This is a genomic window from Streptomyces sp. NBC_01431 (genome assembly GCF_036231355.1).
Lineage (GTDB): Bacteria > Actinomycetota > Actinomycetes > Streptomycetales > Streptomycetaceae > Streptomyces.
Genome location: NZ_CP109496.1, coordinates 2264387 through 2280328, shown reverse-complemented (window position 1 = coordinate 2280328; position 15942 = coordinate 2264387). Strand labels below are relative to the sequence as shown.

Sequence of the window (15942 nt, the reverse complement as noted above, 5' to 3'; positions counted from 1 at the left end):
GCCGGCCGCGCGACCCTCGCGGCGGGGGCGTGGGCCAGGACAAAGTAGTCTTGAGTCCATGCCCGAACGCCGCACCGTCGCCCTTGTCACTCTTGGCTGCGCCCGTAACGAGGTGGACTCGGAGGAGCTCGCAGGCCGCTTGGCAGCGGACGGCTGGGAGCTCGTCGAGGACGCATCGGACGCGGACGTCGCCGTCGTCAACACCTGTGGATTCGTCGAAGCCGCCAAGAAGGACTCCGTCGACGCCCTCCTCGAAGCCAACGATCTGAAGGATCACGGCAGGACCCAGGCCGTCGTCGCCGTCGGCTGCATGGCCGAGCGGTACGGCAAGGATCTCGCCGAGGCGCTTCCCGAAGCAGACGGGGTGCTCGGATTCGACGACTACGCCGACATCTCCGACCGCCTCCAGACCATCCTCAACGGCGGCATCCACGCCTCGCACACCCCGCGCGACCGGCGCAAGCTGCTGCCGATCAGCCCGGCCGAGCGGCAGGCCGCCCCCGATGTGGCGCTGCCCGGCCACGCGCAGGACACCGCCCCCGAGGACCTCCCCGAGGGCCTCGCGCCCGCGTCCGGGCCGCGCGCCCCGCTGCGGCGCCGCCTCGACACCAGCCCGGTCGCCTCCGTGAAGCTGGCCTCCGGCTGCGACCGCCGGTGCTCGTTCTGCGCCATCCCGTCCTTCCGCGGCTCGTTCATCTCGCGCCGCCCCAGCGACGTGGTGGGCGAGGCCCGCTGGCTGGCTGAGCAGGGCGTCAAGGAGATCATGCTGGTCTCCGAGAACAACACCTCCTACGGCAAGGACCTCGGCGACATCCGGCTCCTGGAGACGCTGCTGCCGGAGCTGGCGGCCCTCGACGGAATCGAGCGGGTCCGGGTCAGCTACCTCCAGCCCGCCGAGATGCGCCCGGGTCTCATCGACGTCCTGACCTCCACCGACAAGGTCGTCCCGTACTTCGACCTCTCTTTCCAGCACTCGGCGCCCGGCGTGCTGCGCGCGATGCGGCGCTTCGGTGACACCGAGCGGTTCCTCGAACTGCTCGACACGATCCGCGCCAAGGCGCCGGCGGCCGGTGTGCGGTCCAACTTCATCGTGGGCTTCCCCGGCGAGACCGAGGAGGACTTCAAGGAGCTGGAACGCTTCCTCACCGCCGCGCGGCTCGATGCCATCGGCGTCTTCGGCTACTCCGACGAGGAGGGCACCGAGGCGGTCGGCTACGAGGGCAAGCTGGACGCGGACACCATCGCCGAGCGGCTCGCCCATCTGTCGCGCCTCGCGGAGGAGCTCACCGCGCAGCGCGCCGAGGAGCGCCTGGGCGAGACCGTACGGGTCCTGGTCGAGACGGTGGACGACGAGGACGGTGCCATCGGCCGCGCCGAGCACCAGGCTCCCGAGACCGACGGCCAGGTGATCTTCACACAGAGCGCGGGGCTCGCGCCCGGCAGTATGGTCGAAGCCAAGGTCGTCGGTACCGAAGGCGTCGACCTCGTGGTCGAGTTGCTTGGTGGGGTTGAGGAGGCGGCCAGATGACCGGAGTCCCGGCGTCTGCGCCGGGCGGTACCGGCCAAACGCCGGCGCCCGGCAGCAAGCTGGGTGCTGCGGCCGTCAACCAGGCCAGCCTCTGGAACATCGCCAACATCCTCACGATGCTGCGGCTCGTGCTCGTACCGGGCTTCGTCATGCTGCTGCTCGCGGACGGCGGCTACGACCCGGGGATGCGGGCCTGGGCGTGGGCGGCCTTCGCCGTCGCCATGATCACGGACGTGTTCGACGGGCATCTGGCACGCACGTACAACCTGGTCACCGACTTCGGGAAGATCGCCGATCCGATCGCCGACAAGGCGATCATGGGCGCGGCGCTGGTCTGCCTGTCCGTGCTCGGCGATCTGCCGTGGTGGGTGACCGGCATCATCCTCTTCCGGGAACTCGGCATCACGCTCATGCGTTTCTGGGTCATCCGGCACGGAGTTATTCCGGCCAGTCGTGGCGGCAAGCTCAAGACACTGGCCCAGGGCACCGCGACCGGGATGTACGTCCTGGCGCTGACGGGGCCGCTGGCCACCCTGCGCTTTTGGGTGATGGCGGTCGCGGTGGTGCTGACGGTGGCCACGGGGCTGGACTACGTGCGCCAGGCGATCGTGCTGAGGCGCAAGGGACTTGCCGCTCAGCGGGACTCCGAGGAATCCGTGTTGTGAACGAAGCGGCCCGGCTCCTGAGCATCCTCACCGAGCGTGACCAGACGCTGGCGGTGGCGGAGTCGCTGACAGGCGGCCTGGTGGCCGCCGAGCTGACCGCGGTGCCCGGCGCCTCGCGCGTTTTCCGCGGTTCCGTCACGGCGTACGCGACGGAGCTGAAGCGGGACGTCCTCGGTGTGGACGGGGCTCTCCTGGCCGAGCGCGGGGCGGTCGATCATGAGGTTGCGTCGCAGATGGCGGACGGCGTGCGCCGGCTGATGGGCGCGAGCTGGGGGATCGCGACCACGGGTGTCGCGGGGCCCGATCCGCAGGACGGTCAACCGGTCGGCACGGTATACGTTTCGGCCGTTGGCCCGGCCGGCGCCAAGAAAACCGCGGCATTGCGGTTGAACGGTGACCGGGCGGAAATTCGTAGGGAGAGTGTACGCAGCGTGCTCGAACTGCTCTCCAGTGAACTCCGCAAGGCTGGGCGGGCACAGGATACGGAACAGAACGGGGGGATTTGATGTTTGCAGCCCTGAGTGAACACGACATCGCTCCCCGCACGGCCGCGGCGCGAGGCGGTACGGTGGGGCGAGAAGGATGCGGCTACGCGGTCCGAGGAGGGAGCCACCGATGATTCTGCTCCGTCGCCTGCTGGGTGACGTGCTGCGTCGGCAGCGCCAGCGCCAGGGCCGTACTCTGCGCGAAGTCTCCTCGTCCGCCCGAGTCTCACTCGGCTATCTCTCCGAGGTGGAACGGGGGCAGAAGGAGGCTTCCTCCGAGCTGCTCTCCGCGATCTGCGACGCGCTTGACGTACGGATGTCCGAGCTCATGCGAGAAGTGAGCGACGAGCTGGCACTCGCCGAACTCGCTGCGTCTGCGGCAGCGAGCGACCCGGTGCCGGTGCGTGCGCCGGTACGTCCGATGCTCAATTCGATCTCCGTGACGTCGGTGACTGGTGTGCCGACGGAGCGGGTGACGATCAAGGCGCCCGCGGAAGCGGTGGACGTCGTCGCGGCCTGATCTTCCAGGCGCGCACCCAGGCTTGTACTGAGCCCCGGCCGGTCACATGTGACCAGCCGGGGCTCAGCCATTTTCCGGCGTGCCCCATTTCACCCTTCTGTGGCAGGGTAGGGGGAGATCGCGCATACATCCGCATATGCACATATTTGTGCCGCGGATGTCCTGTCCGGAATGGAGTACATGCATGTCCTACATCAAGAGCCCGCTGTCCGAGCCGGACCTCAAGGTGGTGGGCGACGCCCTGCAGGGCGCCCTGGTCGATCTCGTGGACCTGTCCCTCGTGGCCAAGCAGGTCCACTGGAACGTCGTCGGGCCGCGCTTCAGGTCCGTACACCTCCAGCTCGACGAGGTCGTCGCCACCGCGCGGCTGCACTCGGACACCGTTGCCGAGCGGGCTTCCGCCGTCGGGGTCAGCCCGGACGGGCGCTCGGAGACCGTGGCGAAGTCGAGCGCGATCGGCGCCGTCCCGGACGGGTGGATCAAGGACGCCGAAGCCGTACGGACGCTGGTGGCCGCGCTGGGCGCGGTGATCGACCGGATGCGCGAGCGCATCAAGGCGACCGCCGACCCCGACCCGATCACCCAGGACATCCTGATCGGTCTCACCGCCGATCTTGAGAAGCACGCGTGGATGTTCCAGGCGGAGACCGTCTGAACCGCGGTACGCGACCGTGCGCCGCCGCGTACGGGCGCACGGCCGCCAGGCGGGGGCGTACGCAATGAAGCGCGCGGGACGTGGAGCGCGCTGGGGCCCGCATCCGGTGCGCCCTCCCGGCGGGCCACCCGGCCCTCTAGCGTCGGCCCGAGGAGGCGGTCCATGGCGGTGGCGGTGCGTTGGGTGCCCGCGCTCGTGGTCGCGGCGCTGTGGTGGTGGGCGGTGCTGCGGCTCGTGCTCGTGCCCGGTCAGACGGGGTTCGTAGAGGGTGCGATGGTCGCGGGCGGCTGGGGGCTGAGCCTGCTGCCCGTCCATGTGGCCTCGGTGTCGACCGTGCGCACCAGGGCTACCAGGGCATCGATACGCCGCCGTTCGGACGGAGGATCTGGCCTGTCGTGAACGCCGAGGCGTCCGCGGCGAGGTGCAGCACCGTGTGGGCGATGTCCTCTGGATCGCCGAGCTTGCCCAGCGGGGAGAGCCGGCGCATCGCCGCCTCCAACTGCTCCTGCTGCCCCGCGGCGTGCCGGCCGGTCATGGGAGTGCGGACCCAGCCGGGAGCCACCGCGTTGACGCGGATCCCGTGCGGGCCCAGCTCCGAGGCGAGCGTCCTGGTGAGCTGGACCACCGCGGCCTTCGAGACGCTGTAGCAGAACAGGCCCGGCCGGGCGGAGTCGACGGCGCCGGAGGCCATGGTGATGAGCGAACCCCGGATGCCGTGGGCGATCATCGTGCGGGCCGCCTCCTGGCAGGCGTGGAGCACGCCCTTGAAGTTGACCGAGAGCACTCGGTCGAGGTCGGCGTCCTCGGTGTCCAGGACCGAGCTGGTGTGCATGACGCCCGCGATCGCGGCCAGCACATGGACCGGTCCAGCGGCTTCGACGGCCGCCTTGACCTGGGCGCGGTCCGAGACGTCGAGGCGGTGGACATGGGCCGTGCCGCCCGCCTTGGTGATCAGTGCCCGGGTCTCGTCCAGACCCGGCTCGTCGCGGTCCGCGCAGTGCACCGTGGCACCGGCCTGTGCGAGGAGTACGGCACTGGCGCGGCCTATCCCGCTGGCCGCTCCGGTGATGAAGGCGATGCGGTCGGTGAGGTCGTACGCCATCAGGGCCATGCCGGGACGGTACGACCGGATCTGACGGATCGTCAATAAGCATGCCGGGTGTCAAAGGGGCGGCGCGGGCTGGCACTTGGGGCACCAGTAGGTAGGGCGCTCACGGCCGGAGGGGTCGCGCTGGGTGGTCGTGCGGATCGGGGTGCGGCAGCGCGGACAGGGGCGGCCGGCCCTGCCGTAGACGTACGCCTGACGGACCGGGCGATCCTTGTTCGCCTCCAGGAGCTGCTTCGCGGCGGTCACGAGGCGTTCGGGCGCCGGGAGTTCACCGATCGGCAGCCAGGGCACGGCGCGGACCGCGAAGCAGATCTCCGACTTGTAGACATTGCCGACGCCCGCGAGATTGCGCTGGTCGAGCAGGACCTCGCCGATGGCTCGCGCCGGATCCTGGAGGAGGTTGCGCAAGGCCGAGTCGGCGTCCCAGTCGGCGCCGAGGAGATCGGGGCCCAGATGGCCGACGGCCTTGGACTCGTCCTGGGTACGGAGCAGTTCGAGTACGGGCAGCCGGTAGCCGACGGCCGTGTGCTCGGCGTTTGCGAGGATCGCGCGGATCTGGTGCGCGGGCCCGCCGCGCCAGCGCTCGCCTGGCTCGTAGATCCGCCAGGATCCGTCCATCCTCAGATGGGAGTGGAGGGTGAGTTCGCCCTCGATCCGGGTGAGCAGGTGCTTTCCGCGCGGGATCACATCCAGCACGCTCCGCCCGGTCAGATCCGCCGTGGCGAACCGCGGCACCCGCAGATCGGACCGAGTCAGCACCCGCCCGGCCAGCGCCGCGTCAAGCCGCCGCGCAGCCTGGTAAACCGTGTCGCCTTCGGGCATGGAGCCATTCTGCAGGGGGCGCGGGCGGACGGCTTGCCGCGGAGGCGCCGGTGGGGCGGACGGGCGGGGCGGCGGGACTGGTGTGCCGGGGGGAGAGAGGGTGGCTGGGCGCGCCGGGGGCGCTCCCCGGCGGGTTGGGGGCCGCTGTCCTCGCGGGGTGGGGTGTGGTGGGGGCGACGGGCATGTTCGCGCGTCGAGGGTGGGGCCCGCCTTGCGGGGCGCGCCGGGCGCGCTCGCGGGGCGAGGGGCGGCATCCGCTGTGCTCGGTGGGCGGTGCGTGAGCCCGGCGCGATCCCGGCGGGGGTGGGTCCGCCGTCCTCGTGTGGTGGGGTGCGCTGGGCGTGGGCGTGGGCGTGGGCGTGGGCGTGAGGGTCCGCCGTCCTCCCGGGGTTGGGGTGTGGCGGGGCGCGCCGGTCATGCTCACGCGGTGGGGGCAGGGGCCACTGTCCTCGCGGGGCGGGGTGCGCTCCCGGCGTGGGACCGTGCGTGACCGGCGGGCGCCTTTGCGGGGGTCTGGGCGGCGGGCCCCGGAGCAGGGCGCGGGCCGTGGCTGCGTCAGGGTCTCAGGCGCAGCCCCCTCGGGGTCGGGATGAAGCCCGCTGTCTCCAGGGCGCGGGCCAGTGGTGAGGTCAGGGCGGGGTCGCCGTTGGCCCGCTCCACGGTGACCGTGCCGAGCCGACCGGCCCGCGCCGCCCCCGCGAGCGCCGTCGCGGCCGCCGTCAGCGCCGGATCGTCCGGCTGGGCCGCCCAGGCCAGCAGGGACTTGCCCCCGCGTTCCAGATACAGCGTGAGCTCGCCGTCGACCAGGACGACCATGGAGCCCGCCTTGCGGCCCGGCTTGTGACCGGCCCCGGTGGGCGGCTCGGGCCAGGGCAGCGCCGCCCCGTACGCATTGGCCGGGTCCGCGGCCGCGAGGACGACCGCCTGCGGGGCGGTGTTCGCGTCCGCGCCCCGGTCCCGGGCCGTGGCGGCCGCTCGCAGCCGGTCCACCGCGCCGTCCATCGCGAACTGGGCCGCGCCGAGGCCCTCGACGACATATCCGCGCCTCGCCTGCCCGCTGTCCTCGAACGCGGCCAGGATTCGGTACGTCGCCGAGAAGCCGCCCTCCACCCCCTCGGCCTGCACCGCACCCCGGGTGACCACGCCGTGCCGGTCAAGGAGGGCGCGGGCCAGGGCGTGGGCGCGATGGGTGGGGTCGGGCTCGCCGGGCGGCAGCAAGGACCAACGGCCCGAGACGGTGGGCGGGCCGGTCCGCGAGGCGGGACGGGCAGCGGCGGTCAGGGTGCCGTAGCGGCCGCGCGGGACGGATCGCCGGGCCCGGTGAGCGGTGGAGCCCGCAGTGCGCCCGGAGCCGAGCAGGGAGCGCAGCGGCGCGAGGGTGTCGTTGGTGAGCCGTCCTGACCACGCCAAGTCCCATACGGCGTCGGCCAGTTGGGGGTCGGTCGCCTCGGGGTGGGTGGTGGCGCGCACCTGGTCGGCGAGCTGGCGGAAGAACAGACCGTAGCCAGGGGCCAGCGCGGTGAGTACCGACTCGTGCAGCGCGGTCAGTTCCAGTGGGTGCGGGGGTGGCAGCAGCAGTGGGGCCGAGTCGGCGACGTACAGGGAGATCCAGCCGTCCTTGCCGGGCAGCGCGCCCGCGCCCGCCCAGACGACCTCGCCGGTCGTGGTGAGCTCGTCCAGGAGCGCCGGGCTGTAGTCGGCGACCCGGGACGGCAGGATCAGCTTCTCCAGGGCGGAGGCCGGGACGGCGGCGCCCTGCAACTGCTCGACGGCGCGCGCGAGTCCGTCGATGCCGCGCAGAGCGCTGCCACCGAGGTGCTGCCACTGAGGGAGGAAGGCGGCGAGCGCTGCGGGCGGCACCGGTTCCAGCTCCTCGCGGAGCGCGGCGAGCGAGCGGCGTCGCAGCCGGCGCAGGATCGTCGCGTCGCACCACTCCTGGCCGATGCCCGCCGGATGGAACTCGCCCTGGACGACCCGGCCCGAGGCCGCCAGGCGTTGCAGCGCTCCGTCCGTGACCGCGCTGCCCAGACCGAACCGGGCCGCGGCGGTGGCCGAGGTGAACGGGCCGTGCGTGCGCGCGTACCGGGACAGCAGATCGCCCAAGGGGTCCTTCACCGGCTCGGTGAACGCCTCGGGCACGCCGACCGGGAGCGCCGTGCCCAGCGCGTCGCGCAGGCGGCCCGCGTCCTCGATCGCCGCCCAGTGGTCGGCGCCGGCGATCCGTACCTGGATGGCGCGGCGCGCCGCCGCCAGCTCCGGGGCCCAGCCGGGCTCGGCGCCGCGCGCGGCCAACTCGGCGTCGCTCAGCGGCCCGAGGACCCGCAGCAGATCGGCGACGCCCTCGCTGTCCTTGATGCGCCGGTCCTCGGTGAGCCACTGGAGCTCATGCTCAAGGTCGGTCAGGACATCCGCGTCGAGCAGCTCGCGCAGTTCGGCCTGGCCGAGCAGCTCGGCCAGGAGCCGGGAGTCGAGGGAGAGCGCCGCGGCCCGCCGTTCGGCGAGCGGCGAATCGCCCTCGTACAGGAACTGGGCGACGTAGCCGAACAGCAGGGAGCGGGCGAACGGGGACGGCTCGGGCGTGGTGACTTCGACCAGGCGCACCCGGCGGGCCTCCAGATCACCCATCAGCTCGGTCAGGCCCGGGACGTCGAAGACGTCCTGGAGGCACTCGCGGACGGCTTCGAGGACGATCGGGAACGACCCGAACTCGCTTGCCACCTGGAGCAGTTGGGCGGCCCGCTGGCGCTGCTGCCACAGCGGGGTGCGCTTGCCCGGCGTACGCCGGGGCAGCAGCAAAGCGCGCGCGGCGCATTCACGGAAGCGGGAGGCGAACAGCGCGGAACTCCCCACCTGGTCGGTGACGATCTGCTCGATCTCGCCCTTGTCGAAAACCGTGTCGGCGGCGCCCACGGGGGCCTGGTCACTGTCGTACGTCGAGTCGAGGTGCGCGGGGTCCTGGTCGAGGAGGTCGAGACCCATCAGGTCGGCGTCGGGCAGCCGCAGCACGATGCCGTCGTCGGCGTGCATCACCTGGGCGTCCATGCCGTAGCGCTCGGCGAGGCGAGCCCCCAGGGCCAGGGCCCACGGGGCGTGCACCTGGGCGCCGAAGGGGGAGTGGATGACGACGCGCCAGTCGCCGAGTTCGTCGCGGAACCGCTCGACCAGGATCGTGCGGTCGTCCGGGATGTGACCGCAGGCGCGGCGCTGCTCGTCGAGGTAGCCGATCAGGTTGTCCGCCGCCCAGGCGTCGAGGCCCGCGCCGAGCAGGCGCAGACGGGCGTCGTCGGGGCCGAGCGAGCCGACCTCGCGCAGGAACGCGCCCAGCGCACGCCCCAGTTCGAGCGGACGGCCCAGCTGGTCTCCCTTCCAGAAGGGCAGCCTTCCGGGCACCCCCGGCGCCGGCGAGACCAGCACGCGGTCGCGCGTGATGTCCTCGATCCGCCAGGACGTGGTGCCCAGGGTGAAGACATCGCCCACCCGGGACTCGTACACCATCTCCTCGTCGAGCTCGCCGACCCGGCCGCCGCCCTTCTTGGGATCGGAGCCCGCCAGGAAGACACCGAACAGACCGCGGTCGGGGATGGTGCCGCCGGAGGTGACGGCGAGGCGCTGCGCGCCGGGGCGGCCGGTGACCGTGCCCGCCACCCGGTCCCAGACCACGCGCGGGCGCAACTCGGCGAAGGCGTCGGACGGATAGCGGCCCGCCAGCATGTCCAGGACCGCCGTGAACGCCGACTCGGGCAGCGCGGCGAACGGCGCGGCCCGGCGCACCAGGGCCAGCAGATCGTCCACCTGCCAGGTGTCGAGGGCGGTCATCGCGACCAGCTGCTGCGCCAGCACGTCCAGCGGGTTGGACGGGACGCGCAGCGACTCGATCGCCCCCGTGCGCATCCGCTCGGTGACCACCGCCGACTGGACCAGGTCGCCGCGGTACTTGGGGAAGACCACCCCGGTGGAGACCGCGCCCACCTGGTGGCCCGCCCGGCCCACGCGCTGGAGCCCGGACGCGACGGACGGCGGAGACTCGACCTGGACCACCAGGTCCACCGCGCCCATGTCGATGCCCAGCTCAAGACTGGAGGTGGCCACCACCGCAGGCAACCGGCCCGCCTTCAGGTCCTCCTCCACGAGCGCCCGCTGCTCCTTGGAGACCGAACCGTGGTGGGCCTTGGCCAGGAGGGGCGGGGCGCCGGTGGCCGCGCCCGAACCGCCCATGAGATCGGCCGGGGAATGGTGCTCCGGGAGCGGGGCGCCCATGGCGCGCTCGTACGCGATCTCGTTGAGCCGGTTGCACAGACGCTCCGCCAGGCGGCGGGAGTTGGCGAACACGATCGTCGAACGGTGGGCCTGCACCAGGTCGACGATGCGCTCCTCCACATGGGGCCAGATCGATGGCTTCTCGGCGCCCTCCTGGGCATCGGCCGCCGGCGATCCGGCCAACTCCGCCAGATCCTCCACCGGTACGACCACCGAGAGGTCGAACTCCTTGGCGGAAGGCGGCTGGACGATCTCGACCTTGCGCTGTGGCGAGAGGTAGCGCGCCACCTCGTCCACCGGACGTACCGTCGCCGACAGGCCGATCCGGCGGGCCGGTTTCGCCAGCAGCTCGTCCAACCGCTCCAGGGACAGCGCCAGATGGGCGCCCCGCTTGGTGCCCGCGACCGCGTGCACCTCGTCCAGGATCACGGTCTCGATGCCCGCGAGCGCCTCGCGAGCCGCGGACGTCAGCATCAGGAACAGTGACTCGGGCGTGGTGATCAGGATGTCGGGCGGCCGGGTGGTGAGGGCCCGCCGCTCCGCGGGCGGGGTGTCGCCGGAACGGATACCGACCCGGACCTCCGGTTCGGGAAGGCCGAGCCGCACCGACTCCTGGCGGATGCCGGTCAGCGGGGACCGCAGATTGCGCTCCACATCGACCGCGAGGGCCTTGAGGGGGGACACGTAAAGAACCCGGCAGCGCTTCTTCGTCTCGGCGGGCGCAGGGGTGGCCGCGAGCCGGTCGAGCGCGGCCAGAAAAGCGGCGAGGGTCTTGCCCGAGCCGGTCGGGGCGACGACCAGGACGTCCGAGCCCTCCGCGATCGCCCGCCAGGCACCCTCCTGCGCCGCGGTGGGCGCGGTGAAGGCCCCCGTGAACCAGCCGCGTGTGGCGGGGGAGAAGGATTCCAGCGCTGTCCTTGCCATGGTCCCCATCGTGCACCCACCCACTGACAATGGCCCGGACCTGCGAGGATGAGGGTGTGGAGGACGTCGGCGAGTGGGCTCGGCACTGGCAGTTCCCGGAGCTGCCCGGCCTCGATCTGCTGCGTGCCCGGTACGTGCGCCACTCCTTCGTCCGCCACGCCCACGAGGGGTTCGTGCTCGGTGCGGTGCGCACCGGGATCGAGGACGTGGTGATGCCCGGCGAGACCGTCCGGGCCCGCCCCGGCACCGTCGTGATGATCAACCCCGAAGTGCCGCACGCCGCCCACGCCGGCGTGCCCGAGGGCTGGACGTACGCGACCCTCTATCCCTCGACATGGCTGGTCGCCGGCATCGCGGCCGAGACCACCACGCTGCGCGGCACCGCCGGATTCGCCGAGACCATCGTCGAGGACCCGGACACCGCGCTGCTCATCCAGGAAGTGCACCGTGCGGCCGAGCAGGGCAACGCCTTGGCCGCCGACAGCGTGTTCCGCATCGCCGTCGCCCGGCTGCTGCGCCGCCACGGCCGCTCCCTGCCCGCCCGAAGGGCCGGATCGGCGGGCGCCCGCGCCGCGGCCGCCGCGCGGAGCCTCCTGGTGGATCGGCTGGCCGCGCCGCCCTCCCTGGAACAACTGGCGAGCGAACTGGGCACGAGCCCGTTCGCGCTCCTGCGCGCCTTCAAGGCCGAGTACGGACTGCCACCGCATTCCTGGCTCACGGGCGAGCGTGTGCGCCGGGCCCGCCTCCTCCTGGACGACGGAACGCCACCGGCCGAGGCGGCCGTGACCGTTGGTTTCACCGACCAGCCGCACCTCAACCGGCACTTCACCCGGATCGTCGGCGTCACCCCCGGCGCCTACCGCCGGGAGCGCGCAAGAACGTACAAGAACGACGGCGTCGGCCTCTTTTAACGTTGCGGGTGTGGCAGCAGAACAGACAGCACTCCCAGAGATACGCCCCGAGCCCCCCGAGAGCGGGGACAAACCAGACGCGGCAGTCGTCCGTGATGCCCTGGGCGTGGGCGTCGCCGTAGGACTGTCCGGCTTCGCCTTCGGCGTGACCTCGGCCGGATCGGGGCTCGGCGTCCTTCAGACGTGCGCGCTCAGCCTGCTCGTCTTCACCGGGGCCTCGCAGTTCGCGCTCGTCGGCGCGCTCGCGGCCGGGGGGAACCCGTTCACCGCGGCCGCCGGCGCCTTCTTCCTCGGCGTACGGAACGCCTTCTACGGACTTCGCCTGTCCCAACTGCTCGCGCTGCCCCGGGCGTTGCGTCCGCTGGCCGCCCAGTGGGTCATTGACGAGACCGCCGCGGTCACCCTCGCCCAGCCGACGCGGCGGGCCGCGCGCATCGGCTTCACCGTCACCGGGCTCACCCTCTACGTGCTGTGGAACCTGACCACGCTCGCCGGAGCGCTGGGTGCCGAGGCGCTCGGCGACACCGACGCGTGGGGTCTTGACGCCGCGAGCCCCGCCGTCTTCCTCGCCCTCCTCGCGCCGATGCTCAAGACCTCCACCGAGCGGATCACGGCCGCCTGCGCCGTCGTACTCGTCCTGGGGGCGCTTCCCGTGCTGCCCGCCGGGACGCCCGTCCTGGTCGCGGCACTGGCGGCGCCGGTGGTGCTCTTCCTCAAGGGCCGGGACGCCCCGACCCGTCGTGCAACCCATGACCGAGCCGGGAACTCCGAGAAGGGGGAAGCGCGTTGAACGTCTGGATCGCCATCGCGGCCACCGCCGTCGGCTGCTACCTCGTCAAGCTCCTCGGCCTGCTTGTCCCCGCAGGCGCGCTGGAGCGGCCCTTGGTCAAGCGGCTGGCCGCACTGCTGCCGGTGGCGCTGCTGGCCGCGCTCACCGCGCAGCAGACCTTCAGCACCGGCCATCACGTACTCCTCGACGCCCGCGGAGCGGGGCTCGCGGCGGCGGCCGCGGCATTGGTGTTGCGGGCCCCCTTCCTGGTGATCGTCGGGGCCGCCGTACTGGTCACGGCGGGGGTACGGGCGCTGGGCGGGTGAGGCGGGCGCCCGGCGCGGTGGGCGCGGAGGACCATGCGCCGAGAAGGCGTCCCTGGTGCGCGGCTTCTCGACGGTATGCCGTCGTCCGGGCACGCCCTGCTCGCCCGCCTCTGAGGTGCCCGCGCCGTTCATCGCCCTCGGGGATCCGGCCGCTCGACCCAGTGGGCGCGGTGAGGCGGCGCCGCTGCTGCGCGCCGCCTGACAGCTACCGCCCGACCGCGGCCCTCACCCGATGGCGCGGCCGTGGGCGCGCAGCGTCCGCAGCGCCTCGATGGTGACGATGGGCCGCCCCTCCAGGGACGTGCCGGGTGCCCACGCGCGCCATGGGATCGGCCACCCGCCGTCCTCCTGCTGCGCCGCCTGAAGATGGTCGAGCGAGCGCTTCATCTCCTCGTCGGTGAACCACCGCCGGGCCAGCGACTCGGGCACGCGCGCGTAGTCGTGCGGAAAGTGGTGCTCGCCCGGGGCGTATCCGTCGGAGACGGGGAAGTCGGCGATCCGCGCGGGATCGAGCACCGCGAGCTCCTGTTCCCTGACGAGGCGGCCGAGCCGGTCCGCTGCCGCCTCGGCCCGGGACCGGTCGGGGGCGCCGTCCAGGAAGGCGACCGCGGCCTCGACCTCGTACGGGTGTGACGTCTCCAGGGCGTCGACCGCGGCCCAGCAGAAGTCGGTGGCCCGGAACAGCCACGCGTGCCACACCCGGTTGCGGTGCATCAGCCCGACCACGGGGCCGGTGGTCAGCAGGGCGCTGGGCGGGTCGTCGACGACCGGGATGAAGGGTGCCGCCGGATAGCCGCGCTGCGAGGGGTGGAGCGCGGGTAGCGCGCCGTCCTTGGTGGAGACCTCCGTCAGATAACGGCACATCCGCTCCACTCGCCGGCCGCCGAGCCGACCGATCGAGTCCAGGACCCGCAGCGCGTGCGCGGTGTGCAGGGGCTGGCTGACGGGGCCGCGCAGATCGGGTTCGAGGGCGTGACCGTAGCCGCCGTCCTCGCCCTCGTAGGCGGAGAGCGCCGCCTCGACGGCGTCGGCGTCCTTGCCGAGGAAGTGATGGGCGAACCGGCGCTGCTCAAGCACCCGGGCCGTCAGCCAGATGAAGTGCTCGGCACGCGCCAGAGGGGAGTCGGGGGAGTGCGGGGATGCTCCGGAACCAGCCATGTTCCAGACGGTAGGCCCCACGGAGTCGCGGGCAAGCCCGATGGCCGGGGCTGCACTCTCAGGAGCGGGATACTGGCGTCATGCGGTTGACGATTTTCTGGGAGCGGATGGCCGACCACTTCGGCGCGGGGTACGCCGATTCCTTCGCGCGGGACCACGTGATGACGGAACTGGGCGGACGTACCGTGCACGAGGCGCTCGACGCCGGCTGGGAGGCGAAGGACGTCTGGCGGGCGGTCTGCGCCGCCATGGACGTGCCCGCCGACAGGCGCTGACGACGGCCCCTCCGGGGGAGGCTCCCGCCGGGGCGGCCGCCTCTGTATGAAGGGCGCGGCTCCGGGCGGCAGACGCCCCGCTCCCGGTGGCCGGAACAGGTCCGGCGGCCCGCTGTCGTAGGCATGGGCGAGACTTGCTGCGTGGCACCGACTGATGAGACCAGCACTGACGACCGCGCAGCCGACCGGGCGGACGGCCGCGCCGGCGGCGCACCCGCCCCCGGCGCGCCCCGGGCCGGCCTGCCGTGGACCGGCGGCCCCGCGCGCATGCCCCGCTGGCTGCCGCGCGCCCTGGTGCTCGCGCTCGCCCTCTACGCCTGTTTCCAGCTGGGCAGTTGGGCCTTCCACCAGCTCATCGGCCTGTTGATCAACATCCTGATCGCGTTCTTCATAGCGCTCGCCATGGAGCCGGCCGTCGGCCGGATGGCGGCCCGCGGTATGCGCCGGGGCCTGGCCACCTTCCTGGTGTTCCTCGCCCTGATGGTCGCCACCATCGGCTTCGTGCTGTTGCTCGGCTCGATGCTGGCGGGCCAGATCGTCGACATGGTCGAGCAGTTCCCGAAATATCTCGACGCGGTCATCAACTGGGGCAACCACACCTTCCACACGGAGCTCTCCCGCGTCGAAGTGCAGGACAGCCTGCTCCACTCCGCATGGCTGAAGAAGTACGTCCAGAACAGCGCGACCGGCGTGCTCGACGTCTCCGCGACCGTACTGGGCGGACTCTTCCGGCTGTTGACGATCTTCCTGTTCGCGTTCTACTTCGCCGCCGACGGGCCCCGGCTGCGCCGCGCGATCTGCTCCGTGCTGCCGCCGGTCCGACAGGCCGAGGTGCTGCGGGCCTGGGAGATCGCGGTCGACAAGACCGGTGGCTACCTCTACTCGCGCGGCCTGATGGCGCTCATCTCCGGCATCGCGCACTACGTCCTGCTCCAGATCCTGGGGGTGCCGTACGCCCCGGCGCTCGCGGTCTGGGTGGGCCTGGTCTCCCAGTTCATCCCCACCATCGGTACCTACCTGGCGGGCGCGCTGCCCATGCTGATCGCCTTCACGGTCGCCCCCTGGTACGCGGTGTGGGTGCTCGGATTCGTGGTGGTCTACCAGCAGTTCGAGAACTACATGCTGCAACCCAAGCTGACCGCGAAGACCGTCGACATCCATCCGGCGGTGGCCTTCGGCTCGGTGATCGCGGGTACGGCGCTCATGGGCGCGGTCGGCGCGCTCATCGCGATCCCGGCGGTCGCCACACTGCAGGCGTTCCTCGGCGCCTATGTGAAGCGCTACGACGTGACGGACGACCCGCGGATGCACGGCAGACACCAGCCACGCGGCACGACTCCCGAGGCCTCCGGGGCCGCGGAGCCCGCCCCGGTGGGCGCCGCCCCCTGCCGGACCGGCCCGGACGCCCCCTGACCGTCCGGCTCGCTGGCCGGATGGCATGAAATATCCCGTTTGTCGCGATGCGGTCCCCGCCGGCCCAGGTCGCGTGGTGAGCTTGACACTAAAATCGAACATCCATTCTTATGGAGTTCCGGCCCT

Annotated in this window: 15 protein-coding genes; 11 read left to right on the top strand and 4 right to left on the bottom strand. The window is 72.3% G+C overall.

All coding sequences use genetic code 11. From position 1 onward, the window contains the following. Positions 1 to 58: 58 nt before the first annotated feature. From rimO to OG522_RS10420, 6 genes are all read left to right on the top strand, one after another. A complete protein-coding gene (gene rimO / locus OG522_RS10445) occupies positions 59 to 1528 on the top strand; it encodes a 30S ribosomal protein S12 methylthiotransferase RimO (protein ID WP_329462681.1) in 1470 nt (489 codons plus the stop codon). Continuing rightward, entirely contained in the window at positions 1525 to 2193 is a 669-nt protein-coding gene (gene pgsA / locus OG522_RS10440) for a CDP-diacylglycerol--glycerol-3-phosphate 3-phosphatidyltransferase (protein ID WP_329462680.1), read from the top strand. Before rimO ends, pgsA begins: the two co-directional genes overlap by 4 nt. Beyond that, on the top strand, positions 2190 to 2699 hold the full coding sequence (locus OG522_RS10435) for a CinA family protein (RefSeq protein ID WP_329462679.1): 510 nt from the start codon (positions 2190 to 2192) through the stop codon (positions 2697 to 2699). The genes pgsA and OG522_RS10435 overlap by 4 nt, the downstream gene beginning before the upstream one ends. 109 nt (positions 2700 to 2808) lie before the next feature. Then, positions 2809 to 3198: a helix-turn-helix domain-containing protein gene (locus OG522_RS10430; protein ID WP_053726410.1), complete on the top strand. Its 390-nt coding sequence runs from the start codon at positions 2809 to 2811 to the stop codon at positions 3196 to 3198. Positions 3199 to 3382: 184 nt separating this feature from the next. Further along, positions 3383 to 3853 (top strand): Dps family protein, encoded by a 471-nt coding sequence (locus OG522_RS10425; RefSeq protein ID WP_329462678.1) that lies wholly within the window; start codon positions 3383 to 3385, stop codon positions 3851 to 3853. 168 nt (positions 3854 to 4021) lie between these two features. After that, positions 4022 to 4252, top strand: a complete 231-nt coding sequence (locus tag OG522_RS10420) for a hypothetical protein (protein WP_329462677.1) — start codon at positions 4022 to 4024, stop codon at positions 4250 to 4252. On the opposite strand, the gene OG522_RS10415 is transcribed toward OG522_RS10420, so the two are convergent. The 3 genes from OG522_RS10415 to OG522_RS10405 all read right to left on the bottom strand — a co-directional run bounded on the left by OG522_RS10415 (position 4200) and on the right by OG522_RS10405 (position 10964). Then, complete coding sequence (locus tag OG522_RS10415) at positions 4200 to 4964, bottom strand: SDR family NAD(P)-dependent oxidoreductase (protein WP_329462676.1); 765 nt, start codon at positions 4962 to 4964, stop codon at positions 4200 to 4202. The genes OG522_RS10420 and OG522_RS10415 overlap by 53 nt on opposite strands. A gap of 51 nt (positions 4965 to 5015) precedes the next feature. Further along, positions 5016 to 5783, bottom strand: a complete 768-nt coding sequence (locus OG522_RS10410) for an Fpg/Nei family DNA glycosylase (RefSeq protein ID WP_329462675.1) — start codon at positions 5781 to 5783, stop codon at positions 5016 to 5018. 555 nt (positions 5784 to 6338) lie between these two features. Beyond that, the gene (locus OG522_RS10405) at positions 6339 to 10964 is read right to left on the bottom strand and encodes an ATP-dependent helicase (RefSeq protein WP_329462674.1); all 4626 of its coding nucleotides are present in this window, start codon (positions 10962 to 10964) and stop codon (positions 6339 to 6341) included. A 56-nt stretch (positions 10965 to 11020) separates the two neighbouring features. Here OG522_RS10405 and OG522_RS10400 point away from each other — a divergent pair, with 56 nt between their 5' ends. Genes OG522_RS10400 through OG522_RS10390 form a run of 3 tightly spaced genes read left to right on the top strand, consistent with a single transcriptional unit; the run spans position 11021 to position 12970 of the window. Further along, on the top strand, positions 11021 to 11875 hold the full coding sequence (locus OG522_RS10400; RefSeq protein ID WP_329462673.1) for an AraC family transcriptional regulator: 855 nt from the start codon (positions 11021 to 11023) through the stop codon (positions 11873 to 11875). A gap of 10 nt (positions 11876 to 11885) precedes the next feature. Then, entirely contained in the window at positions 11886 to 12665 is a 780-nt protein-coding gene (locus OG522_RS10395) for an AzlC family ABC transporter permease (RefSeq protein WP_329462672.1), read from the top strand. After that, positions 12662 to 12970: an AzlD domain-containing protein gene (locus tag OG522_RS10390; protein ID WP_329462671.1), complete on the top strand. Its 309-nt coding sequence runs from the start codon at positions 12662 to 12664 to the stop codon at positions 12968 to 12970. The genes OG522_RS10395 and OG522_RS10390 overlap by 4 nt, the downstream gene beginning before the upstream one ends. 225 nt (positions 12971 to 13195) lie before the next feature. On the opposite strand, the gene OG522_RS10385 is transcribed toward OG522_RS10390, so the two are convergent. After that, complete coding sequence (locus OG522_RS10385; RefSeq protein WP_329462670.1) at positions 13196 to 14128, bottom strand: hypothetical protein; 933 nt, start codon at positions 14126 to 14128, stop codon at positions 13196 to 13198. An 80-nt stretch (positions 14129 to 14208) separates the two neighbouring features. Here OG522_RS10385 and OG522_RS10380 point away from each other — a divergent pair, with 80 nt between their 5' ends. Next, positions 14209 to 14403 (top strand): DUF3046 domain-containing protein, encoded by a 195-nt coding sequence (locus OG522_RS10380; RefSeq protein WP_053726402.1) that lies wholly within the window; start codon positions 14209 to 14211, stop codon positions 14401 to 14403. 267 nt (positions 14404 to 14670) lie between these two features. Continuing rightward, on the top strand, positions 14671 to 15816 hold the full coding sequence (locus OG522_RS10375) for an AI-2E family transporter (protein WP_329467534.1): 1146 nt from the start codon (positions 14671 to 14673) through the stop codon (positions 15814 to 15816). The last annotated feature ends 126 nt before the right edge of the window (positions 15817 to 15942 follow it).